Below are 22,478 nucleotides of genomic sequence, written 5' to 3' on the forward strand. Positions count from 1 at the left end.
GGGGTTTTTTTGTATGAATATGGTTCAATTGTTTGAAAAGAAAAAACAAGGATTAGAGCTTTCTCAAGCTGAAATTCAGTATTTTGTTGAAGGCTATACGACAGGCTCAATCCCAGATTATCAAGCAAGCTCTTTATTAATGGCGATACGTTTACTAGGTATGTCAGATGATGAGACATTTTATTTAACAAAGGCAATGATCGAATCAGGCGATGTTATTGATTTAACATCTATTGAAGGCTTTAAAATTGATAAACACTCAACAGGGGGAGTTGGTGACAAGGTCACACTTGTTGTTACGCCAATTATTGCTGCTCTCGGAATTCCTGTTGCGAAATTTAGTGGTAAAGGCTTAGGGATTACTGGGGGAACAATTGATAAACTTGAATCCATTCAGGGCTTTAAAACAGAGCTTTCATCCCAGGAATTCATTGATAATGTCAATCAGCATAAAATTGCAGTTGCTGGACAAACAGGTAATCTTGTACCCGCCGACAAAAAATTATATGCATTGCGTGATGTGACAGGTACTGTCGATTCTATTCCACTAATCGCCGCATCGATTATGAGTAAAAAAATTGCTAGTGGTGCCGATGGTATTGTACTGGATGTAAAATGTGGCTCTGGTGCGTTTATGAAGACGCAGGAAGAAGCACAGCGTTTAGCAGATACAATGACGGCCATTGGTGAAAAACTTGGCCGTAAAGTCATCGCACATATTAGTGATATGGATAATCCATTAGGGAAAATGATTGGTAATAAGCTTGAGGTAGTAGAGGCTTATGCCCTATTAAGTGGACGCTTGGAAGAAACGCATGAAGATTTGGTTGATGAATGTGTTGTCATCGCTTCCTTGATGTACCAAATTGCGGCTGGTGTGAATGAAGCGGAAGCGACAGCTGCTGTTAAGGGAGTGCTAGCAGATGGCTCTGCCGCTGCAAAATTCGAGGAGTTTATTGTGGCGCAAGGCGGAGTAGTCTCTGATATTGTTCAAAATGACACAGCTCATAAAGTAGCAGTGACAGCGGTTTCAGAAGGCACTGTGGAAACTATAAATGCTTTATTGGTTGGTGAAGCAAGTGTTAGTCTAGGCGCTGGACGTTTAACGAAAGAATCAAAGCTAGATTATGATGCAGGTATTCAGCTAATCGCCAAAAAAGGTGATCATGTCACTAATGGCGATACGATTGCTTATTTGTATTCAAATCAGCCGATTGACGAAGAGACAATTAATAAAATTCAGCAAGCTTATACAATTGCCTAAAGATTATTAGCGAGAGCCCTCACTTCAAGAGGGCTCTCGCTTTTTTGTGTTCCATCAATCACCAAAATTTAGAGAAATATGGCGTTTAGAAATTGTTGATTTATCCCATACTGCACTTAACCTAAAAAGCTATAAGTATGTCGATTAGACACTATTTCGGAAGACTTTGCACTAGTTCTGTCAGCCGCAAGGATTCACCCTAATGAATGTGGAATTGCACGAGGAGGAGGCGATGTTCATGCATTATCAATTAGAAATGGTCACAAGAGAGACAGTCGTTATACGTTTGTTTGGGGAGCTCGATCATCATGCAGTGGAACAAATTCGAGCGAAAATTTCTGCAGCAATTTTTCAAGGAACTGTGACGACCATCATTTGGAACTTGGAAGGACTATCTTTTATGGATAGTTCAGGAGTTGGTTTAGTGCTTGGTCGTATGCGTGAGCTAGAGGCAGTTGCTGGGCGAACTATATTATTGAATCCATCGCCAACAATGCGAAAAGTATTTCAATTTTCAGGGTTAGGACCGTGGATGATGGATGCAACAGAGGAACAAGCGATTGATCGCGTTAGGGGGATTGTAAATGGATAACGAAATGACATTAACTTTTTTGGCACTTAGTGAAAATGAAGCTTTAGCGCGTGTTGCTGTTACAGGCTTTATTGCACAATTAGACCCAACTATTGATGAGCTATCAGAATTTAAAACAGTTGTCTCAGAAGCGGTTTCCAATGCTATTATTCATGGCTATGAAGAAGATGGTAAGGGTATTGTGACAGTTCATGCTAAACGTGAGGATGATATTGTGACAGTATCTGTCATGGATAAAGGGATTGGAATTGAAGATGTTAGTCGAGCAATGGAGCCATTATTTACAACAAAAGGTATGATGGAGCGTTCAGGTATGGGCTTCACGATTATGGATAGCTTTTCAGATCAGCTAACAGTTATATCAAAATGGCAAGAAGGAACAACTGTAACATTCACGAAGAAATTCTACACAGTTCGCACAGCGGTAATGTGAGGTTAAGCCCGTGAAGCCGTTAGAACAGTCGTCCGATAAGCTATTGTCTCAGGAGGAAATGCGTGATTTAATTGCACGTGCACAGCAGGGCGATCATGAGGCTCGTAAACGAATGGTAGAAGGCAATACGAGACTTGTGTGGTCCATTGTTCAACGTTTTACAACGAGAGGTGTTGAGCTTGAGGATTTATTCCAGATTGGCTGCATTGGGCTCATGAAATCTGTGGATAAATTCGATTTAACCTATGATGTGAAATTTTCAACCTATGCCGTACCGATGATCATTGGAGAAATTCAACGCTTTTTAAGGGATGATGGCATGGTGAAGGTGAGCCGCTCTATTCGTGAGCTCAATTTTAAAATCCGCCATGCTACAGATGAATTTATTAAAAAGAACGAACATCCACCAACCATTCAAGAGCTTGCTCAGGTGCTTGGTGTGACAACAGAGGAAATTGTTACCGCATCCGATGCATTGAGAGACCCAGCCTCTCTTCATGAGCAATTGTATGAGAGTGAGGGGGATTCCATTACACTAATGGATCAAATGAAGGATGAAAAATCGGAGCAACCCTTTGACTATATCCCGTTGAAAGAAGTACTAACGAGACTTGAGCCAAGAGAACAGTCTATCATATATCTTCGCTATTTTTCAGATTGCACGCAAACTGAAATTGCAAATAGGTTAGGTATATCGCAGGTACAAGTATCCCGATTAGAGAAAAAAATCCTTGCCCAGCTGAAAAGTTGGATGGCAACAAGCGCAACAGTGGAGCAGGAAGTAATAAAAAAAGACATCTAAGAAAATGGTGACAGCATGACAAATAAATTATTTAACAGCTTAGAAGAAGCCGAAGATTTTCTTATAGAACAATTTGGTGACGGCGAATCGTTTGACGTTGGTATTAAACACTTATTTGTCAAGGATTTGCCGGTCCTTTGTGCATATATTAGTGGGCTTGTAGATGGAGAAGCTTTAACACAATTACTGTCTAGCATGCTTCCAGATGAGGACATTGAGATTGATGTAGAGGATGAGAAGGAATATTTTGAGTCCTATTTTAATTTCCATGGACGTTCAGAGGAAACAGAGCGTAAGGCCTATTTACTATCCATTTTGAGTGGACAAGTCACCTTTATTACTAAAAGTGGCTATTGCTATGTTGCAGAGCTTAGAAACTATCCAGGACGTTCTCCTGAAGAGCCAGATAATGAAAAAGTTATTCGTGGCTCAAGGGATGGCTTTACAGAAGGAATTTCTCAAAATACGGCTTTAATACGTAGACGAATTCGCAATAGTAATTTACGTTTCGAGCTACATAAAATATCCAAAATCGGTCAAACCGACGTGGCGATCGCGTTTATGAAGGATGTTGCCAATGAAGATATGCTCGAAAGTTTACGACAGCGTCTTGGACAAATCAATCATGATGGCTTGACGATGGCTGATAAATCATTAGAAGAATGGCTTTTTAAACAAAAGTTCCACCCAGTGCCATTTGTACGTTATACGGAGAGGCCCGATATTGCTGCAGCTCATCTACTTGAAGGGCATATAGCTATATTAGTCGACACTTCTCCATCCGTTATTTTAGTGCCTGTTACGGTGTTTCATTTATTACAGCATGCAGAGGAATATCGTCAGGCACCGACCGTAGGGACGTTTGTACGTTTTATGCGATATTTTGGCTCAGTTATGGGTTTACTTTTATTGCCGTTGTGGTATGTATTTGCAACGAATGAATCCCTACTTCCAGATGCCCTCTCCTTTTTAGGTACGGAGGAGAAATCGCATGTACCTTTATTACTACAAATTTTGATTGCAGATATTGGCATTGAATTTTTGAGGATGGCCGCCATTCATACTCCGTCACCATTATCCACAGCGATGGGATTGGTTGCGGGGGTAATCATTGGTCAAATTGCAATTGATGTTGGATTATTCTCATCAGAGGTGGTCCTCTATACAGCAGTTGCAGCCATTCTTATTTTCATTATTCCATCCTATGAGCTCAGTATCTCCATTAAAATTTTTAGGTTACTGTTACTTCTAATGACGGGTCTCTGGGGTGTGAATGGGTTATTTATTGGTTTATTTTTATTGTTTACGTATTTATGTTCATTGCGACCAATGCAGGCACCTTATTTATGGCCGCTTGTTCCATTCTTTCCAACAGCGATGCTTCGTGTCATCATTCGTTTCCCAATGACTTCGGACGCACTAAGACCTTATGTAGTCGCTTCCAAACAGCGAAAAAGATCATAGGAGCCGTTGCACTCGTTTTTTTCATGTGATAAAGTTCACATATAGTATTTTGTGATTTTTGCAAAAATTATTTTCATTCAAGAAAAAGCAAGTACTATACATTTGTTTTTTTATATTTGATGGAAATAATTTCTAGATGGGATGGCTCTAAACAGTAAAGAACAATCCCCTATCAAGCCGTAAAAATAACAAGATGGAACGATGTGAAAAGGGAGAGATGCACATGCATTTATATGGAACACAAGCGATTTCTGAAAATGGTCATTTAACAATTGGACAGGTAGACACACTAGAGCTAGCAAAAGAGTATGGTACACCACTTTTCGTGTATGATACTGCACTTATTCGTAAGCGTGCGCGTAGCTTTATCGATACGTTTAAAAAACTAGGCGTAAAAGCAGAAGTAGCTTATGCTTCAAAAGCATTTGCATGTGTAGCGGTGTATCAATTAGCAGCAGAAGAAAATTTATCATTGGATGTTGTATCTGGTGGAGAATTATTTACTGCATTAAAGGCAGGTTTCCCTGCAGAGCGCATTCATTTTCATGGTAACAATAAAAGCAATGCAGAAATAGAGCTAGCTTTTGACTCCAAGATTGGATGTATTGTTGTAGATAATTTCTATGAAATACAGCTTTTGAAAGATATTTCGGAGCGCCGTCAGCAAAAAATGCGTATATTATTACGTGTTACACCAGGTGTTGAAGCACATACGCATGATTTCATCACGACAGGTCAAGCAGATTCAAAATTCGGCTTTGACTTAAACAATGGTCAAGCAGATGAAGCATTCCAACAGACATTTAACCATGAATTCCTAGAGCTACTTGGCTTACATTGCCATATTGGCTCACAAATTTTTGATACTGCTGGTTTTGGCTTGGCTGGAGAAAAATTGATTGACAAAATTTCTGATTGGAACAAGACTCACGGATTTACATGTACTGTGTTAAACTTAGGTGGGGGCTTTGGTATTCGTTATACTGAAGAAGATGCACCGCTTGAACCACAAGTATATGTAGAGGATATGATTACAGTTGTCAAAAATAAAGCAACTGTTCTTGGACTGAAGATGCCGGAAATTTGGATTGAACCAGGTCGATCACTTGTAGGTGATGCAGGAACATCTCTTTATACAATCGGTTCACAAAAAACAGTGCCAGATGTGCGAAAATATATTGCTGTTGATGGCGGTATGAGTGATAATATCCGTCCCGCATTATACGACGCTAAATATGAGGCAATCATCGCAAGTAAGGCGAACGAGCCGAAAGATGAACTCTATACAGTTGCTGGTAAATTATGTGAATCTGGCGATAAATTAATTATTGATGCGAAACTACAAGATGCTGCTTCAGGTGATGTGTTAGCCATCTTCTGTACAGGTGCGTATGGGTATTCGATGGCTAGTAACTATAATCGTGTGCCAAGACCTGCAGTTGTTTTTGTAGAGGATGGACAGCATCAACTAGCTATTCGCCGCGAAAGTTATGAAGATATTGTGCAAAACGATCTCCCGCTAACTTTAAAAAAGGGTGAGTAAATTTGAGGAAAAATAAGTGGGTATTACTAGCGTCCATTACAACATTTATTTTATTATGGGGCGTAGTCTATTGGGTGTTGGCGTCGAAAGGTATTCTCGGACCTGGTTCGTAAGACAGAAATTGGCTTGCGGTAAAAGTACAAATCGTGTAGGATAGTCAAAGATTATGTACAGCTAGAAAAAGAGGGAATAGACAAATATGTTAATTCGATATAAAAAAGCTTTAGAGAAAATAGCAATGGGGCTACTTTCATTTATGCCTAACGAAAAAGACGTAAAAAAGCTTACAGAAACCATCCACTCCTATGAAAATGACGATAATTGGGTTTTATACTTATGGAAAAAGAATGATGAATATGTTGGCATTGTAGGGCTTGTTGTTGATGAGCATAATATAGCCACAATCCAGCACGTGTCGGTGATCCCTTCCTATAGGGGAGAGGGAGTAGCAACTGAGATGCTTCAAGAAGTGGCAGAAATTGGCCAATATGAAAGTGTGCGTGCTACAGATGAAACACGCAGTTTTGTTCAAAAATGTATTCATTGTATCGATGAAAAAGCAGACGATTAACAACGTCTGCTTTTTCTTTGTTTGCTTTCTTGTCGCTCTGCAAGAATATGTGAGCGATCTCGAAGCATATGTTTATGAAGAAGATAATTTGAGCTATTTGATGGCAAAAGCTTTATACGTGCTAGCGCTAAATCCAGCAAGTGAGGTGAGAGAGGGAGCTGGAAAGTTTGAAAGGACTTGCCCGTTTTAATCAAAGTGATAGCTTTTGCTATTTGTGTTAGGAGTTCAGGATAATCAATTTCTTGGAAAAAAACATGCCCTTCATTTACTTGAAAATTATGAAGTGCTTTTTCTAAAATTCGTTTAGCACCAGTATTGTTACCACGTCGCCAATGATAGAAGCCTGTTGCCAGCTGTACATAGCCGACAAGCGGATGCGTTTTATCACCAGGAGCAATTTCCTTCCAATATTCCTCTAGCACTTCATGGCATTCAAAAAAATCTTGATTGCCATTAAAATAAGCACAGTAATCTATAAATAAAGTATGATGCTGTGGATGCATTTTGGACTCCTTTCCACTATACTAAAAGAACATAGAATCTCAGGGTGGTAAAATAATGTCTTATGAAGTAAAATTAGAAGCCTTTTCAGGGCCTCTTGATTTATTATTGCATTTAATTCACAGATTGGAAATTGATATCTATGATATCCCAATGGCTGAAATTACACAACAATATATCGACCATATACATGCAATGCAAGTACTGGAGTTAAATGAAGCAAGTGAATATTTAGTAATGGCAGCAACGTTGCTGGCAATTAAAAGCCGCATGTTATTGCCAATTCACGAAGGAGAGATGGAGGACGCAGAATTAGAAGTGGACGGCCCTGACCCTCGTGAAGAATTGGTGCAACGCTTAATCGAATATAAAAAGTACAAGGAAGCAGCAGGTAACTTGCAAGAGCTTGAAACAGACCGAGCTCAGGTATTTACGAGGCCACCTGCTGATTTAACAGGATTAGCCTCAGAAGAACAGATGGCTTTATTTGATTTGAATGTGAATATCTATGATATGCTTGGAGCATTTCAAAAATTGATGCGTCGCAAAAAATTAAAGAAACCATTAAAAACAACTGTAGCAAGGCAGGAACGATCAGTAAAAGATCAAATGCGTTCTGTTGTGGATTCTTTACGATTAACAGGTGGACGTGCATCGTTTTTCGAGCTTTTTCCCTATGAAGATAAGCCAACACTTATTCTAACGTTTGTATCCCTTCTTGAACTGATGAAGCGTCAGGTCGTCATCGTAGAGCAAGATGGTAACTTTGAAGAATTAATGGTTACCTTACAGAAGGAGGAATGGGAAGATGACGAAAACATTGATGTTACAGAGTAAAATTGAAGCCTTATTGTTTGTTGTGGGAGATGATGGCTTAACGATTAAACAACTCTCACAACTTTTAGGAGAACAGGAAGAGCTGATCCTTCAAACAATGAATACATTGAGAGAAGCCTATGAAGAAGATTTAGCAAGAGGAATTACGGTGAAAGAAATTGCAGGCGTCTATCAGCTCATTACAAAATCTGAGTTTGCCGATACGATTCAAAGATTAGTAGAAAATCCAACGGCACAATCCTTATCTCAAGCCTCCCTCGAAGTGTTGGCAATAGTGGCATACAAACAGCCCATTACACGTGTAGCGATAGAAGATTTGCGCGGTGTCAAGTGTGAACGCCCAATCCAGACGTTAGTTTCACGTGGATTAATTAAAGAGGTAGGTCGGTCAGAAGGGACTGGACGTGCCATCTTATATGGAACAACAAAAGAATTTTTACATTATTTTGGCTTAAATAGTATAGAAGAAATGCCTCCTCTACCTGAAGAGGACCTTGCTGAAACAGAACAAGAAACAGATTTATTTATGACAAAATTCCAAGAGACATTTAGCGGGGCAAAATAATGGTTAGGTATAATGCGTTGCCTTCAACATAAATATAAATCTATAAATTCCTATCACATTGAATAAGGAGTGGCTCGTTGCTTCGGTTATTTCGTTTAACACTGATCATGATTATTGTGTTAATGGCCATGCTTCCTCAAACTAGTTTAGCAAGAGGAGGAAGCGGCTATGCTGTCTTAGATGGCGATACAGGACGGATTTTAATAGGGTCCAATAGCGATGAACGATTACCTATTGCTAGTCTAACGAAAATTTGGACAGCACTTGTGGCAATTGAAAATAGTGACTTGCAGGAAGAAGTCGTCATATCTCCGAAGGCTGCTATGGCTGAGGGGAGTTCTATTTACTTACAGGCTGGTGAAACGGTGACAGTTGAAACGTTATTGTATGGCTTAATGCTACGTTCAGGCAATGATGCTGCAACAGCTTTAGCCGAACATGTAGGGGGATCTGTCGAGGGCTTTGTCAAATTAATGAATGAAAGAGCCGTTATTGCAGGTCTTACTAATACCGTCTTTATGAATCCTTCTGGTCTTCATCATGATGAGCATTTATCGTCTGCAAGAGATACTGCTGAGATGTTAAGACTTGCTTTGCAAAATAAAACATTTGAGAAAATTGCTTCAACGGTACTTTATCGGGCAAATACAGTAAACGGAATGCTATGGGAAAATAAACACCGTCTATTAAGAGAAGGTTCAGGAATAGCAGCAGATATAGATGATGAGACAGAGCAGCCTGTTAGTTCCTTAAAGTCCGCCACTGGTACTGCATTTGCTGGAAAAACAGGCTTTACTAAAGTTGCTGGACGAACACTTGCAACGGCCTTTCAAAAGGATGGGCAAACCTGCATTGTCGTCACATTAAATGAATCAGATGATTGGAATGTACATCGAGGCTTATCCAATAAAGTATGGCAAGATTATAGTCTTGAAACAGTAGTGAAGAAGGGTAAATACAATGTCAATAAAAAGTTGGCTATTCGTTTACAAGAGCCTATTCGACTACAATTAAATAAAGAGGAAAAAGAACAAGTGAGGCAAGTATTACATGTTTCAAGGAAACGTCAAGAAGCAGTCCTGTCGATCTTTTTAGGGGAAGAACGTATTTATGCAACGCCAGTAAAAGTTGAATCAGCGGATCGTTAAAAACGATTTGCTGATTTTTTACATTATTTGATTAATTAGTGTTAAATTTGGTAGAATGATAATGAAGATAGAATTCTTAATTTTCGAAAAAAGGGGTGAGGAAATTGAGGAATGCTTCTATGGAAAGTAAAGGTAGACAAATTCAATTTGGGCTAATAATTGTCTTATTCTTATCAAGTTTAATTGTCCCTGTCATTCTACTATATCCAATTCAAGAGATGCTATATCGACCAAAAGAATTTTATTATTTTGCACCTTATTTTAATGCTTATATTATCTTTATGGTCTCTTTATTTGTTATGGCCCTCGTACTACTAATCAATTATTTGATCATACCTAAAACGAAAAAAAGAAAGAATATTCAACGTGGTCTAGTGTCTGCTTCCTTATTAATTGCCTTAGGTTTCATCGCATTAAGCTTTAATACTTATAAATGGATAGATTCGAGAGGTATTCATATGAATCCATTTTTTAGTTTAAAAGTAAATTTTGTCGAGTGGGAAGAAATAGTGAAAGTTGAGCAGGTAAATCTAGAAAAAAGTGGAGTGACAAAGCCTGATCATCTGGTTTTTACATTTCAAGACGGTTCAACAATTGAGGAACCTTTGGCAGGCAACATGATGCTGGCTAAAAACTATATAGCCAATGAGTTAAAGCAACGTGGCCTAACAATTGAAAATGTATACAAATAAAAGCTGCCGAATGGTAGCTTTTTTTCTGTCAAAATAAACATTATACAATCGATTCGCATGATTACCAAATGAGTATACTGCTAGTAAACAAAACAAAATCTCGGTCCAAATGTTAAGAAATTAGCGAATGAGAAATTATTTGGAATACTCAAATAAAAATTGTGAAATTTGTTTTTCTTTAATAATGTCTAAAAGTATGACATAATTTTCACAGATTAGCGGGAAAAATAACCCTATTCATTGGATCGAAATCGAATGATGACGAACGTGTCAATGTGAAAGAAAACTAGAGGTGAAAAAATGGAAAGATTACAAAAGGTCATTGCCTATGCAGGCGTTGCGTCAAGGCGCAAGGCAGAGCAATTGATTTTAGAAGGTAAAGTTAAAGTAAATGGTGTAGTGGTTCGTGAGTTAGGAACAAAGGTATCTAATTCCGATACAATTGAAGTAGAAGGTGTAAAACTAGAAAAAGAAGATAAGGTATATTTCTTACTTTACAAACCACGTGGAACAATTTCTGCAGTAACAGATGATAAAGGACGCAAAACTGTCACAGATTTATTTCATCATATTCCGCAACGTATTTTCCCAGTTGGTCGTCTTGATTATGATACATCTGGATTATTGCTATTGACAAATGATGGAGAATTTTCCTATATGTTGACACATCCGAAATTTAAAATTGACAAAACATATATCGCTCGTGTCAAAGGTGTGCCAACAATTGAAGGGCTTAAAAAGCTTCAACGAGGGATCAAATTAGAGGATGGAAAGACAGCACCTGCTAAGGTAAGTATGACATCTTTCGATGAAAAAGCGGGCAAAGCTATTTGTGAAATCACGATTCATGAAGGGCGCAATCGCCAAGTTCGTCGTATGTTTGAAGCGATTGGAACACCCGTTGTTAAATTAAAACGCGAACGCTTTGCTTTTTTAGATTTATTTGGTCTTGCTCCAGGAGAATACCGTGAATTATCAAAGCATGAAGTAAAGCAACTACGTGTGTTAGCAGAAACAGGAAAGCTTGATTAATGCAATTTTGCCAGAAGAAAGTGTGGATACCAATAGAGGTATTTGGATGTTTACACTTTCTTTGTGGTGAAATCGTTCATAAATCATTCATAATTAATAGCTAAGTGTTTTTGTATCATTTTGCTATAATAGGTGAGAATAGTACACCTAGTAGCAGTTTGTTCAAAAAAGCTGTAACACATTTAATCCGGTATTGTTGACGTCAATGTGAAAGAAGCTTTTACATATTTATAGACGTATAGAGCATGAAAAAGTTCTATTTGTTTCTTCAATATGTAAAAGCAACGCAAGCCGTAATTGATAGGGGGTTTATTAACTTGGAGAAAAAGAAAAAACGTCTTGTACTGCGAACTGTCATTTTAGCTGTGTTAGCGTTGGCAATCGGGTACACAGTATATGGAACAGCAACAAAGGAAAAAGTAGAGTTAGTAGCAGTAGGCTCTGAGGCACCTGACTTCACGTTAGTAGATTTAAACGGTGAAAAACATAAATTGTCGGATTATAAAGGGCAAGGGGTATTTTTAAATTTCTGGGGAACTTGGTGTAAGCCTTGTGAGAAGGAAATGCCTGCAATGGACAATCAGTATCAAGAATTTAAAGATCACGGTGTACAAACATTAGCTGTCAATATTGCTCAAACAGATTTTGAAGTACAGAATTTTGTCGATCGATATGGGTTGTCATTTCCAGTAGTTATCGACAAAACAAAAAGTGTTATGACTGCTTATAATGTAGGACAATTACCTGCAACAGTGTTAATTGATCCAGAAGGCAAAGTGGCCAAAATTATTACAGGTGAAATGACGGAGAAAGATATTGCTTCGTACATGGAATTAGTGAAGCCAAATAAGGAGTAAATGACGATGGAAAAAATCATTTGTGCTTGTGGTCATAGTAATCCATACGGCACGAAGCTTTGTGAGAAATGTGGTCGTCCTTTAACCGAAGAAGAAAAACAAAATAAAGTTGTTGATATGCGCTATGATGGTATGGCCATTCGCTCCAAAACATATAACAAATCATTTGTTGATAAAATATGGAATTTCTTCTCAAGTGTTAAAGTTGGTATATCCTTAATTATTATCACATTAATTGCTGCTTCAGTCGGAACATTACTACCGCAAGAGTTTTACGTAAAAGCTTCTGATATGGAGAAGGGGGCTTATTACGCAGACGTATATGGTACATTCGGTAAAATTTATTATACGTTGGGGCTTTCGGATTTATATAGCTCATGGTGGTTCCAGATTTTAGTTGGTATGCTAGCAGTTTCAATTATAGTGGCAAGTCTTGACCGAGGCATTCCACTTTATAAATCATTAAAGAATCAACGTGTTAAAAGACATGAAAGCTTTATGAAGCGTCAGCGCATTGTTGCAGAAGGACAAGTGTCAGCGAGTGCGGAGGAAACGCTTGATAAAGTGGCTCAAAAAATGACTGAGATGAAGTATTCTGTTCGTCGAGATGGTAGCGCTCTCTTAGCTGAAAAAGGACGCTTTTCTCGTTACGGTCCGTACATAAACCATGTAGGTCTCATCATTTTTTTAGGTGGGGTCATGCTACGTCTAGTTCCAGGCTTCTATGTTGATGAATCGATATGGGTGCGTGAAGGTGAAACACGAGCTATCACTGGAATGGAAGGCTATTTCATTGAAAACCGTGACTTTATTTTAGAAACACATGATAATACACCTCAAGGTGAGCAAGTTAAACAGGGTGTGAATGTAGTGGCTAAAAACTTCCAGACCGATATTACACTCTACAAGCAACCTGAAGACGCATTGCCTGGGGATACGGAAAATCTAGAAAAAGTAAAAGACTATTCAATTCGTGTAAACCATCCTTTAAAAGAAGATGGCTTTGCTCTTTACCAGATGGATTATCGTCTAAATGAATTAAAACAGATGAACTTTGAATTAATTAATAAGACGACAGAGAAATCTTTAGGTAAGGTAGAGATTGATTTAACAAATCCTAAAAAAGAATATGATTTAGGGAATGGTTCATCCGTTCAAATTCTTGTCTATACACCTGATTTTGATGGATTTGAAAATGGAGAACCTCAGACTAAAACGTCTATTCCAAATAATCCTGCATTTTTATTTAAAATGACTACACCAGAAACTCCTGAAGGAGAAGTAAGCTTTGTTGAAATTATGCAGCCTCCTTTAGAACCACTGGGTGAAAATAAATACAGAATGAAATTTGCTAGTGCAGAGATGCGTGATATGTCAGGTATTACGGTGCGAAAAGATAGTACCATCCCTATTCTGTTTGTTGGTGGGGTCATCTTTATGATCGGTGTTGCCATTGGCTCTTACTGGAATCATCGTCGTTTATGGCTTCAAGTGGAACCAGACGGCCGTGTGTTAATGGCTGCCCATGTCAACAAAAATATGTTCAGCATGAAAAAGGATTTAGATGCTGTTACAACATTTGCTGCATTGCCTCCATATATAGATCAGTTAGAGAAAGATGAGGCTAGCGAAGAGTCCACAAATGGTGGCATTAAAGAAAAGGAAGGTGACAACACCTTATGAGTTTGATTGACATAAGTGGAAACTTACTATTTGTAGCGTTTATTGCTTATCTAGTTGCGACATTATTATTTGGTGGTTCAATTAAGCAAGGTAATGCTACGGGTAAAAATACTGGCAAATGGGGCAAGCTTGCCATTGTGGTTACTATTATTGGTTTCCTATCACAGCTTGGCTATTTTATTACGCGTTGGATTTATACAGGACATGCGCCAGTAAGTAATATGTTCGAATTTACAACTGCCTTTGGTATGTTCATTGTCGGCGCGTTTATCCTAATTTATTTTATTTATCGTTTGACTGCACTTGGATTAGTGGCACTGCCTGTTGCGCTTTTGATTATTGCTTATGCAGCAATGTTCCCGAAAGAAGTAAGTCCATTAGTGCCTTCATTACAAAGTCATTGGTTAACAATTCACGTTATTACAGCAGCATTAGGGCAATCTATTTTAGCCATTAGTGCTGTGGCAGGACTTATTTACTTATTAAAAGTAGTAGATTTAACAAAGCCCTCTAAACAACGTTTTTGGTTAGAAGCTGTCATGTACTGTCTTGTAGTAGTTGTTGGATTTGTCGCGGTAACATCTACATTTAGTGCTATGGATTATGAGTCTAGCTATAATTATGTGGATAAAGAAGGAACTACTCGTAAAATTATTTACAATTTACCTCCAGTATTCGGTATGAATGAATATGAAGTGATAGAAGAACATGGCATGTCGCCATTAGTAGAAATGCCAGCGTTAATTAATGCTAAAAAATTAACAACCGTTGTTTGGTCATTATTGGTAGGATCTGTGTTGTATTTATTAATTCGTTTAATAGCTCGTCGTCGAATTAGTGCCATTTTCCAACCACTTGTTAAACGTGTCAATTTACAATTACTTGATGAAATTGGTTATCGTTCAGTGCTGATTGGTTTCCCTGTATTCTCCCTTGGTGCTTTAATCTTTGCGATGATTTGGGCACAAATTGCTTGGAGTCGTTTCTGGGGTTGGGATCCAAAAGAAGTATGGGCTCTTATTACATGGTTATTCTATGCAGCATTTCTGCATTTACGTCTATCAAAAGGCTGGGAAGGTCGAAAATCTGCTTGGTTAGCACTAATTGGTTTTGGGATTATTTTATTCAACCTAATTGCTGTTAACTTAATTCTTGCAGGTTTACACTCCTACGCGTAACCTGTGAAGCAACAAGCCTTTTCGCTGTAGCGAAGAGGCTTTCTTTTCTTTTCAATATGTGTCACACCATGTACAATAGAAGTTAGAGAAAGATGGAAGAGAGGGATCGTGAAAGTGTCAGAAAATATTTCAGTATTAGTAGTAGATGACGAGGATCGTATTCGCCGCTTATTAAAAATGTATCTTGAGCGAGAAGGATACCTTGTTGACGAGGCCGAAAATGGAGAACAAGCGATCGAGAAATCTTTAGAAAAAGAGTATCACTGTATTTTACTTGATATTATGATGCCTGAAAAAGATGGGCTAGAAGTGTGTGCAGAAATTCGAGAGCGCGCAGCAACACCAATTATTTTATTAACTGCCAAAGGCGAAGAAGCGAACCGTGTACAAGGCTTTGAGCTTGGTGCAGATGACTATATCGTAAAACCATTTAGTCCTCGTGAGGTTGTGTTACGTGTGAAGGCTATTTTACGTCGTTCACAGGCTTTCTCACCAACGACTAATGCATCTTCTTCAAAAGATTTAGTGGTGTTCCAACACTTAATGATTGACCATGATGCACATCGTGTGACTGCAGAAGGCATTGAGGTTAATTTAACACCGAAAGAGTATGAATTGCTGTACTTTTTAGCGAAATCGCCAGACAAAGTATTTGACCGTGAACAACTACTAAAAGAGGTATGGCATTATGACTTCTTTGGTGATTTACGCACAGTAGACACACATGTAAAACGTTTACGTGAAAAGCTCAACCGAGTTTCTGAAAACGCTGCTAAAATGATTGTGACGGTTTGGGGCGTTGGATACAAATTTGAGGTTGTCAATGAATAGAATATGGAATAGTGTTGTCGGGAAGCTATGGGTAACCATATTGCTTCTCGTTTCATTTGTATTATTTGTTTTCACGGTATTAATGCTTGAATTTCTTCAAAATTACCATATGCAGCAAGCAGAAATTTCATTGCGACAAACAGCAGCAACGGTAGCTAGTATAGTGGATGACAATGAAACAGCCGAATCTACCTCGGAATTATTAAAAGATATTTTACCTACAGGGACCAATGCATTGATCGCTATCAGTCATGTTGAAGTGTCCTTTGCGATGCAAGAGGGTGTCAACAAAAAAGAAATACAAGATACTATATTAGCCAATAAATCTTTTCATGAAGTGTTTCAATCAGATGAGCCGATTATTAAAGAAATGATGATGCCTTCTTCAACTGATCAAGAAAAGATGGAATCTTATGTCGTACTTGGTTTTCCCCTAAATGTTGAAAATGCAGTACATGGAGCTGTCTTCATCTACCAAAGCCCAGATGCGCTACATAAAACGTCTAAGGAAACTACGAAAATTGTCTTTTTAGCAGCCTTCATAGCATTTGTGCTGACGACATTCTTCGCATTCTTCCTTTCTTCACGTATAACTTCGCCATTAAGAAAAATGCGTGAATTAGCTTTTGAAATTGCAAAAGGGAATTTTGAAGCGAAAATGCCTACTACCCAAAATGACGAAATTGGTCAGCTTGCCGTTGCCTTCAACCAAATGGGCCGTCAATTAAAGCATAATTTAGAGGTTATCAACCAAGAAAACGAACAGCTTTCTAATATTTTGACATCTATGACAGATGCAGTGATTACGTTTAATCGGGATCGTACAATATTATTAAGTAATCCACCAGCCGAACGTCTGATGCAAAAGTGGTTTGTCAACAAAGGCTCACAAAGTGCAAAACCTATTCCGCCAGAGCTGTATCATATGCTTGATCATGTGCTGATGTTTGAGGATAAACTAGAAGAGGAAATTGAAATGGATGGCAGCTATTATACATTTACCATTAGTCCTCTTTATAGTGGGGAAATGATACGTGGTGCTGTCGCTGTTATTCGTGATATGACTGAACAGCATCGCTTAGAAAAACTAAGATCGGATTTTATTGCGAATGTCTCTCATGAGCTTCGGACACCGATTGCCATGCTTCAAGGTTACTCAGAAGCATTAATGGATGACGATTTTATTCAGGATCAGGAAGAGCGAAATGAGATTACCAAAATTATTTATGATGAATCGAAGCGAATGGGTCGCCTTGTGACAGATTTATTAGATTTGGCACGTATGGAATCAGGGCATATGACGCTTTATAAAGATGAATTACCAATTAATTCTACTTTTGAACGTATTACACAAAAATTTGCACAGGTAGCAAAAGAAAAGCACGTTCGTCTGCTGTTTGAGAGTGAATTTAATGACGAGGCCATGATTAATATAGATGAGGATCGCATTGAACAAGTGCTTACAAATTTAGTTGACAATGCCCTGAGACATACAGATGAAGGGTCTGTGACTGTAAAAGTAGAGCAGGAGCCGACATTTGCTAAAATATCTGTTCAAGATACAGGACATGGCATTCCTCAAGAGGACTTACCCTATGTCTTTGAACGTTTTTATAAAGCAGATAAGGCACGTACTCGTTCCAAGGGTGGAACTGGTCTCGGCTTAGCCATTGCTAGAAATATTGTGAAGGCACACTCAGGTAATATTATGGTAGACAGTGTGTTGAAAGAGGGTACGACCTTCACGTTTTATTTACCGTTCGATTAATAACAAGTATTGCTATTAATTGGCTGTAACTTCTATGAATGTAAGACGACAAATATTATAGAACGGGGGTGGAGTGCTTTGAATGACTCCGTGTTCCATCGACTATACGATGCATATCACCAAGACGTGTTTCAGTTTTTAATATATTTAGTAAAAAATCGTACACTTGCCGAAGATTTAGCACATGAAGTTTATGTACGAGTGTTGCGCTCATACGATCAATTTGCAGGCAATAGTAGTGAGAAAACTTGGCTATTTGCTATTGCTAAAAATGTAGCAATTGATCATTTTAGAAAGCAAGCTGTACGTCAAAAGCATTCACATGATTTCTTTGACTGGGAAACGGAACAGCTCCATTCAACCACGCCATCACCGGAAGATATGCTACAGGCCAGTGATGAATTTATGCAGGTAGAATCAGCACTTGAAAACTGTACAGGAGACCAAAAAATGGTCATTATTATGCGCTATTTTCAAGATTTATCGATTGCAGAAACAGCGCAAATACTAGATTGGACAGAAGCTAAGGTAAAAACGACCCAGCATCGAGCCATTAAATTTTTAAGGCAACAGCTACAGCCGATTAGAGAACAGGAGGCGAAACGGCAATGACGCATAAGCCATTTGATGATGAACAGCTTGAACATGTCTTGAACAATGCCCCTAAGCTTTCTGACCGCCGTTCAAAAGAAGAAATATTAAATCGGTTAATGGCAGATGCTCGCTTGCAGGATAATAGTCACCTACAAGAAGCGATACAACAACCTATAGAGAATGAAGAAGCACAACAAGAAAGTAAATCTTTAATACAAGATGAACGACCATCACGATTTAAGTTCCGAAAAATGCCGATTTTTACGAGTGTAGCAGCAGTTTTCGCGATAACGGTACTCGTTGGCTTCATGTTCATGAATAATGACGCTAGCCAAAAAGATCTAGCTAGTACGCCAGAAACGGCTAATTACTCTACGTTACAGGAAGATCGTTCTGCTAAAGAGGCAGCTACCCAGGATGAGGCACTTCAATCCAGTATTGTATCGGAGCATGAGCGTATGTTATCTTTACGGTCGTCTGTCTATGAGGAAGATGTGAAAGATGCTGTCGTTTTCCGTATTGGTTTGGCAGGACGCGATGCAGAAAGTGTTCCAATGACATATGTGATACCAAATGAGCGTGTAGCAACTGATTTTGGAACTGAAAAGCCTTCTACCCTACAGATGTATGAAAAATATGCTCCTCAAATAGATGAAGAAGCCAAAGGGTTTACGGATTATCATCCTTTTAAAGGTGAACTGAAGGAGAAGGAAGACAAGCTTGTCCACGTATTACCAAAGGACAATGACTATGATGTTGCATCAGCTACCGTTAATGAGTACAAAGGGACTTTAGAGGATACCTTCTCGGATTCTGAATATACGGAAGTTGAGATTCAAAATGAAGATGGCACACCTTATGAGTTTTCTCAGGAGGGTGAGCCAAGTCAAGCCATGTCATTAACAAACGCCAAGCATTTTAATTATTATTTATACCAAGATGGTAATGGGGCAGAATATCTATCACCAGATTTCCGTCAAACATTTGCTAATGTTACAGAGGCACTTACACTAATGAAAAACAAAAATGATGATGTTTATGTAACAGTGGTTCCTGAAAATGTAACATATACCGTGAAAGAGGAAGCAGAAGGTGTAGTCGTAACATTCGATATTCCCTTAGATTTAGCATCGATGGAGCCAATTCGCGCTACCCAATTGATTGAAGCTATGATGTTAACTGCTGCTAGCTTTGACCAACAATTACGCTTGGATAATGTGGTCCAAGAAAGCTGGGAAGGATTCGATTTAAAAACGTATTTACCCAAGCCTGTGGGGCCAAATAAACAATATATGCCTTAGTCAAAATCAAAAATGGAGCATTCCTGTAACATGGAATGCTCCATTTTTACAATACTTACAAATCTAATCGGAATTTTTTAAGCAGAACTATTTACTTTTTCTTAATAATTAATTATAGTAAGGTTGTAGTATAAAATAATATGATTCATCTTCGGGGCAGGGTGAAAATCCCGACCGGCGGTAATAGAGTGGTGAACCGTTAATGTTTCCATTAACTCGAATGGTTTATGCTTCGCTCTTCAGCCCGCGACCTGTGCAAATTTATTTGCATGGCTGACTTGGTGTGATTCCGAGGCCGACAGTTAAAGTCTGGATGGGAGAAGATGGAGGTACGATCGTCATTCATTGTTATGAAATAAACTATGACCGAGCGCTTTTTTGTATGGCTTTTTAAACAGTGCTCAAAAATAGTTTAAATTGACGCTTATTCGTCATGCCTTTCTCCCTTGTGCTCTTTATGCATAAGGGTTTTTTCGTGCTAACAATTGAAAGATCGTCACCTTTCTTCTTGCGAGATTGAATCAGCAAAGAGGAGAGAGTTTTCTATGAAGAAAAATGTTAAACTTCAATCGTTTATTACGATTGGCATGCTGAGCAGTATTTCGTTTTTATTAATGCTTTTTAATTTCCCAATTCCACCATTCCCAGCATTCTTGGAAGTCGACTTTAGTGATATGCCTGCATTAATAGCAGCCATCACAATGGGGCCTGTAGCTGGTATTTTAGTAGAATTATTTAAAAATGTATTGGATTGGATTTTCTCTGGAACGCCAACAGGTGTGCCAGTAGGTCATATTGCCAACTTTGCAACAGGTATTTTATTTATTTTGCCTGTAAGCCTTATTTTTAATCGCTTTAAAACAATTGCTGGTCTTGTTGGAGGTTTAGCGACAGGAACAGTCGTAATGGCAGTAGGGATGAGTATTTTAAACTACGCAGTATTTTTACCGATGTACACATACTTCTTAGGAATGGAACCGGTTGTAGGTGACTCACTTTATAAAATGATTATCGCTGGGATTTTACCATTTAACATTGTGAAAGGTGTTTTATTAACGGCTATTATGGCGTTTTTATTTACAACTATGCGCAAGTGGATCGACCGCCAGCGTTCTATCTATATAACAAAATAATTTTTACTAACCTCGGGTGAACATACCTGAGGTTTTTTTTTGGAAGGAATGATGGATAGGGAAAGGTGTGAAGAAAAGAAAGGCAAAACTAACGGATAAATATAGAAAAAAGTAATGGAGTAAAATAGCTAACTAGTACTTTATAATTACAACCTAGTCGAAAGCTATATTTTCATGTAAAATAGAGAAGAGTTTAGAATGTTTGAGGAGTTTGAAGAGATGAGTGGAAAAAAAGGACAATGGTCTAGTAAATTAGGTTTTATTTTAGCGTCAGCTGGTGCGGCGATCGGACTAGGGGCAATTTGGAAACTTCCCTATGTAACAGGACAAAGTGGTGGAGGAGCATTTTTCCTTATCTTTGTGTTATTTACCTTGTTAATAGGACTACCGATGTTATTGTCCGAGTATGTTTTAGGACGTGGTACACAATCCGAGGCTGTAACAGCGTATAAAAAAATTGCTCCAACTAAGCCAGGATGGGCCTGGATTGGTCGAATGGGCGTGCTAGGCTGTTTTTTATTATTAACTTTTTATAGCGTTGTTGGAGGTTGGATCTTTATTTATAGCGGGCTAGGTGTAGCTGGCGCGGTAATTGATCCAGCAGTAGATCCTGCTGAATTATTTGGAAAAATTATAGGCACGCCTTGGATTACGCTAGTTGGTCTAGTGTTTTTTACATTAGCCAACGTACTTGTGATTTCATTAGGTGTACAAAATGGGATTGAAAAGGCCAATAAATGGATGATGCCGTTACTTTTCATAATGTTTATTGTCCTTGTTGTGCGTGCAGTTACATTAGATGGGGCAATGGAAGGGGTAAAATTCTTCTTATGGCCTGATTTCTCGAATATTACGGGTAAGGCATTATTAGAAGCCTTAGGGCAATCGTTCTTTGGGTTAGCAGTAGGTTTTTCTTGTCTAGTTACATATAGCTCTTATCTAAAAAAAGATGTCAGTCTTCCGAATTCAGCGGGTTCTGTAGTGCTGTTAACCGTGCTTGTTTCATTTTTAGCAGGTTTAGCGATTTTCCCTGTTGTGTTCGCCTTTGATTTAGAGCCAGCAGTGGGTCCAGGTTTGCTATTTATGGTGCTACCAACAGCATTTAGTCAAATGCCATTTGGTGAAGTGTTTTTAGCCATGTTTTTATTGCTATTTTTATTTGCTACATTAACGTCATCATTTAGTTTATATGAGATTATCGTCGCGGCATTTATGGAGCATAGTCAGAAATCGCGTCCAATGTGGACACTTTTACTTGGTATAGTCGTGTTTATTGCAGCCATTCCAGCAGCGCTTTCTTCGAGTGTTTTATCGGATATAATGATTTTTGAGAAAAGTATCTTTGATGCAACCGATTTTTTAGTGTCGAATATCATGCTTCCGCTAGGGAATTTATTCATTGCTATTTTTATTGCCTATGTAGTGGATAAAGAATTTGTGAAGAGAGAATTGCTAACGGGAAGTCAAATGGGACAAGGGTATTATTCGACATATCGTATGTTAATGCTAGTTGTTGTACCGATTATCATTCTAGTTGTGTTTGTTAATATGCTACTGCAGTATTAAAGAAAAGGTATATTCCGCCATAGGAAAAATACCTTCTCTTAGTGTTAAAAACATAACAGTCAATAGAAAGGTAGAAGTGGATTTCTATTGCAAGGCTACTTGCTTTCCTGTGGGCGAGTGCCA

The 22,478-nt window shown here is 38.4% G+C and carries 22 protein-coding genes and 1 riboswitch; of the genes, 21 read left to right on the forward strand and 1 reads right to left on the reverse strand.

Annotated features, from left to right (window positions below):
• Nucleotides 1-13 precede the first annotated feature (13 nt).
• The 7 genes from PSR12_RS06235 (at nt 14) to PSR12_RS06265 (ending at nt 6,669) form a co-directional block, all read left to right on the forward strand.
• Nucleotides 14-1,264, forward strand: a complete 1,251-nt coding sequence (locus tag PSR12_RS06235) for a thymidine phosphorylase (RefSeq protein WP_036080159.1) — start codon at nt 14-16, stop codon at nt 1,262-1,264.
• A gap of 238 nt (nt 1,265-1,502) precedes the next feature.
• The gene (gene spoIIAA / locus PSR12_RS06240; RefSeq protein WP_004232181.1) at nt 1,503-1,856 is read left to right on the forward strand and encodes an anti-sigma F factor antagonist; all 354 of its coding nucleotides are present in this window, start codon (nt 1,503-1,505) and stop codon (nt 1,854-1,856) included.
• Nucleotides 1,849-2,289, forward strand: a complete 441-nt coding sequence (spoIIAB, locus tag PSR12_RS06245; protein ID WP_016992986.1) for an anti-sigma F factor — start codon at nt 1,849-1,851, stop codon at nt 2,287-2,289. The genes spoIIAA and spoIIAB overlap by 8 nt, the downstream gene beginning before the upstream one ends.
• A 10-nt stretch (nt 2,290-2,299) precedes the next feature.
• Nucleotides 2,300-3,091, forward strand: coding sequence for an RNA polymerase sporulation sigma factor SigF (gene sigF / locus PSR12_RS06250; protein WP_009370709.1), 792 nt, complete (start codon nt 2,300-2,302; stop codon nt 3,089-3,091).
• Between the two features lie 15 nt (nt 3,092-3,106).
• The gene (locus PSR12_RS06255; protein WP_036080156.1) at nt 3,107-4,555 is read left to right on the forward strand and encodes a spore germination protein; all 1,449 of its coding nucleotides are present in this window, start codon (nt 3,107-3,109) and stop codon (nt 4,553-4,555) included.
• Between the two features lie 223 nt (nt 4,556-4,778).
• A complete protein-coding gene (gene lysA, locus PSR12_RS06260; RefSeq protein ID WP_036080153.1) occupies nt 4,779-6,098 on the forward strand; it encodes a diaminopimelate decarboxylase in 1,320 nt (439 codons plus the stop codon).
• Nucleotides 6,099-6,297: 199 nt separating this feature from the next.
• The gene (locus PSR12_RS06265; RefSeq protein ID WP_016992990.1) at nt 6,298-6,669 is read left to right on the forward strand and encodes a GNAT family N-acetyltransferase; all 372 of its coding nucleotides are present in this window, start codon (nt 6,298-6,300) and stop codon (nt 6,667-6,669) included.
• Here PSR12_RS06265 and PSR12_RS06270 read toward each other — a convergent pair.
• A complete protein-coding gene (locus PSR12_RS06270) occupies nt 6,666-7,172 on the reverse strand; it encodes a DUF309 domain-containing protein (protein ID WP_258860299.1) in 507 nt (168 codons plus the stop codon). The two genes, PSR12_RS06265 and PSR12_RS06270, sit on opposite strands and share 4 nt — an antisense overlap.
• 55 nt (nt 7,173-7,227) lie before the next feature.
• Here PSR12_RS06270 and PSR12_RS06275 point away from each other — a divergent pair, with 55 nt between their 5' ends.
• The 14 genes from PSR12_RS06275 (at nt 7,228) to PSR12_RS06340 (ending at nt 22,355) form a co-directional block, all read left to right on the forward strand.
• Nucleotides 7,228-8,007 carry a segregation/condensation protein A gene (locus PSR12_RS06275; RefSeq protein WP_274772121.1) on the forward strand — a complete coding sequence of 260 codons (780 nt, stop codon included), beginning with the start codon at nt 7,228-7,230 and terminating at the stop codon, nt 8,005-8,007.
• Nucleotides 7,979-8,572, forward strand: a complete 594-nt coding sequence (gene scpB / locus PSR12_RS06280) for an SMC-Scp complex subunit ScpB (RefSeq protein ID WP_016992995.1) — start codon at nt 7,979-7,981, stop codon at nt 8,570-8,572. Before PSR12_RS06275 ends, scpB begins: the two co-directional genes overlap by 29 nt.
• Before the next feature lie 77 nt (nt 8,573-8,649).
• On the forward strand, nt 8,650-9,720 hold the full coding sequence (locus tag PSR12_RS06285; RefSeq protein ID WP_036080147.1) for a D-alanyl-D-alanine carboxypeptidase family protein: 1,071 nt from the start codon (nt 8,650-8,652) through the stop codon (nt 9,718-9,720).
• A 104-nt stretch (nt 9,721-9,824) separates the two neighbouring features.
• On the forward strand, nt 9,825-10,412 hold the full coding sequence (locus PSR12_RS06290; protein ID WP_274772126.1) for a hypothetical protein: 588 nt from the start codon (nt 9,825-9,827) through the stop codon (nt 10,410-10,412).
• 300 nt (nt 10,413-10,712) lie between these two features.
• Nucleotides 10,713-11,444 (forward strand): pseudouridine synthase, encoded by a 732-nt coding sequence (locus PSR12_RS06295; RefSeq protein WP_004232209.1) that lies wholly within the window; start codon nt 10,713-10,715, stop codon nt 11,442-11,444.
• Between the two features lie 317 nt (nt 11,445-11,761).
• Nucleotides 11,762-12,301 (forward strand): thiol-disulfide oxidoreductase ResA, encoded by a 540-nt coding sequence (gene resA, locus PSR12_RS06300; protein WP_004232210.1) that lies wholly within the window; start codon nt 11,762-11,764, stop codon nt 12,299-12,301.
• A 6-nt stretch (nt 12,302-12,307) separates the two neighbouring features.
• Nucleotides 12,308-13,984: a cytochrome c biogenesis protein ResB gene (gene resB / locus PSR12_RS06305; protein ID WP_016995171.1), complete on the forward strand. Its 1,677-nt coding sequence runs from the start codon at nt 12,308-12,310 to the stop codon at nt 13,982-13,984.
• Complete coding sequence (gene ccsB / locus PSR12_RS06310; RefSeq protein ID WP_274772130.1) at nt 13,981-15,162, forward strand: c-type cytochrome biogenesis protein CcsB; 1,182 nt, start codon at nt 13,981-13,983, stop codon at nt 15,160-15,162. The genes resB and ccsB overlap by 4 nt, the downstream gene beginning before the upstream one ends.
• A 114-nt stretch (nt 15,163-15,276) precedes the next feature.
• The gene (locus tag PSR12_RS06315; RefSeq protein ID WP_004232215.1) at nt 15,277-15,993 is read left to right on the forward strand and encodes a response regulator transcription factor; all 717 of its coding nucleotides are present in this window, start codon (nt 15,277-15,279) and stop codon (nt 15,991-15,993) included.
• Nucleotides 15,986-17,761 carry an ATP-binding protein gene (locus PSR12_RS06320; protein ID WP_048391287.1) on the forward strand — a complete coding sequence of 592 codons (1,776 nt, stop codon included), beginning with the start codon at nt 15,986-15,988 and terminating at the stop codon, nt 17,759-17,761. Before PSR12_RS06315 ends, PSR12_RS06320 begins: the two co-directional genes overlap by 8 nt.
• A gap of 78 nt (nt 17,762-17,839) precedes the next feature.
• Nucleotides 17,840-18,373, forward strand: a complete 534-nt coding sequence (gene sigX, locus PSR12_RS06325) for an RNA polymerase sigma factor SigX (protein WP_009370717.1) — start codon at nt 17,840-17,842, stop codon at nt 18,371-18,373.
• Nucleotides 18,370-19,656 (forward strand): RNA polymerase subunit sigma, encoded by a 1,287-nt coding sequence (locus PSR12_RS06330; RefSeq protein WP_274772133.1) that lies wholly within the window; start codon nt 18,370-18,372, stop codon nt 19,654-19,656. Before sigX ends, PSR12_RS06330 begins: the two co-directional genes overlap by 4 nt.
• Nucleotides 19,657-19,799: 143 nt before the next feature.
• Nucleotides 19,800-19,985, forward strand: a riboswitch (FMN riboswitch).
• A gap of 216 nt (nt 19,986-20,201) precedes the next feature.
• Nucleotides 20,202-20,789: an ECF transporter S component gene (locus PSR12_RS06335; RefSeq protein WP_103117644.1), complete on the forward strand. Its 588-nt coding sequence runs from the start codon at nt 20,202-20,204 to the stop codon at nt 20,787-20,789.
• Between the two features lie 219 nt (nt 20,790-21,008).
• Nucleotides 21,009-22,355 (forward strand): sodium-dependent transporter, encoded by a 1,347-nt coding sequence (locus PSR12_RS06340; protein ID WP_274772136.1) that lies wholly within the window; start codon nt 21,009-21,011, stop codon nt 22,353-22,355.
• Nucleotides 22,356-22,478 lie beyond the last annotated feature (123 nt).

Origin of the sequence: Lysinibacillus sp. G01H (genome assembly GCF_028872195.1) — a bacterium.
GTDB lineage: Bacteria > Bacillota > Bacilli > Bacillales_A > Planococcaceae > Lysinibacillus > Lysinibacillus capsici.

Bases quoted from the DNA above. Each gene is read 5' to 3' on its own strand.
- PSR12_RS06235 (WP_036080159.1), top strand. From the start codon at position 14: ATGAATATGGTTCAATTGTTTGAAAAGAAAAAACAAGGATTAGAGCTT.
- spoIIAA (WP_004232181.1), top strand. From the start codon at position 1,503: ATGCATTATCAATTAGAAATGGTCACAAGAGAGACAGTCGTTATACGT.
- spoIIAB (WP_016992986.1), top strand. From the start codon at position 1,849: ATGGATAACGAAATGACATTAACTTTTTTGGCACTTAGTGAAAATGAA.
- PSR12_RS06255 (WP_036080156.1), top strand. From the start codon at position 3,107: ATGACAAATAAATTATTTAACAGCTTAGAAGAAGCCGAAGATTTTCTT.
- lysA (WP_036080153.1), top strand. From the start codon at position 4,779: ATGCATTTATATGGAACACAAGCGATTTCTGAAAATGGTCATTTAACA.
- PSR12_RS06265 (WP_016992990.1), top strand. From the start codon at position 6,298: ATGTTAATTCGATATAAAAAAGCTTTAGAGAAAATAGCAATGGGGCTA.
- PSR12_RS06270 (WP_258860299.1), bottom strand. From the start codon at position 7,172: ATGCATCCACAGCATCATACTTTATTTATAGATTACTGTGCTTATTTT.
- PSR12_RS06275 (WP_274772121.1), top strand. From the start codon at position 7,228: ATGTCTTATGAAGTAAAATTAGAAGCCTTTTCAGGGCCTCTTGATTTA.
- scpB (WP_016992995.1), top strand. From the start codon at position 7,979: ATGACGAAAACATTGATGTTACAGAGTAAAATTGAAGCCTTATTGTTT.
- PSR12_RS06295 (WP_004232209.1), top strand. From the start codon at position 10,713: ATGGAAAGATTACAAAAGGTCATTGCCTATGCAGGCGTTGCGTCAAGG.
- resB (WP_016995171.1), top strand. From the start codon at position 12,308: ATGGAAAAAATCATTTGTGCTTGTGGTCATAGTAATCCATACGGCACG.
- ccsB (WP_274772130.1), top strand. From the start codon at position 13,981: ATGAGTTTGATTGACATAAGTGGAAACTTACTATTTGTAGCGTTTATT.
- PSR12_RS06320 (WP_048391287.1), top strand. From the start codon at position 15,986: ATGAATAGAATATGGAATAGTGTTGTCGGGAAGCTATGGGTAACCATA.
- PSR12_RS06330 (WP_274772133.1), top strand. From the start codon at position 18,370: ATGACGCATAAGCCATTTGATGATGAACAGCTTGAACATGTCTTGAAC.
- PSR12_RS06335 (WP_103117644.1), top strand. From the start codon at position 20,202: ATGAAGAAAAATGTTAAACTTCAATCGTTTATTACGATTGGCATGCTG.
- PSR12_RS06340 (WP_274772136.1), top strand. From the start codon at position 21,009: ATGAGTGGAAAAAAAGGACAATGGTCTAGTAAATTAGGTTTTATTTTA.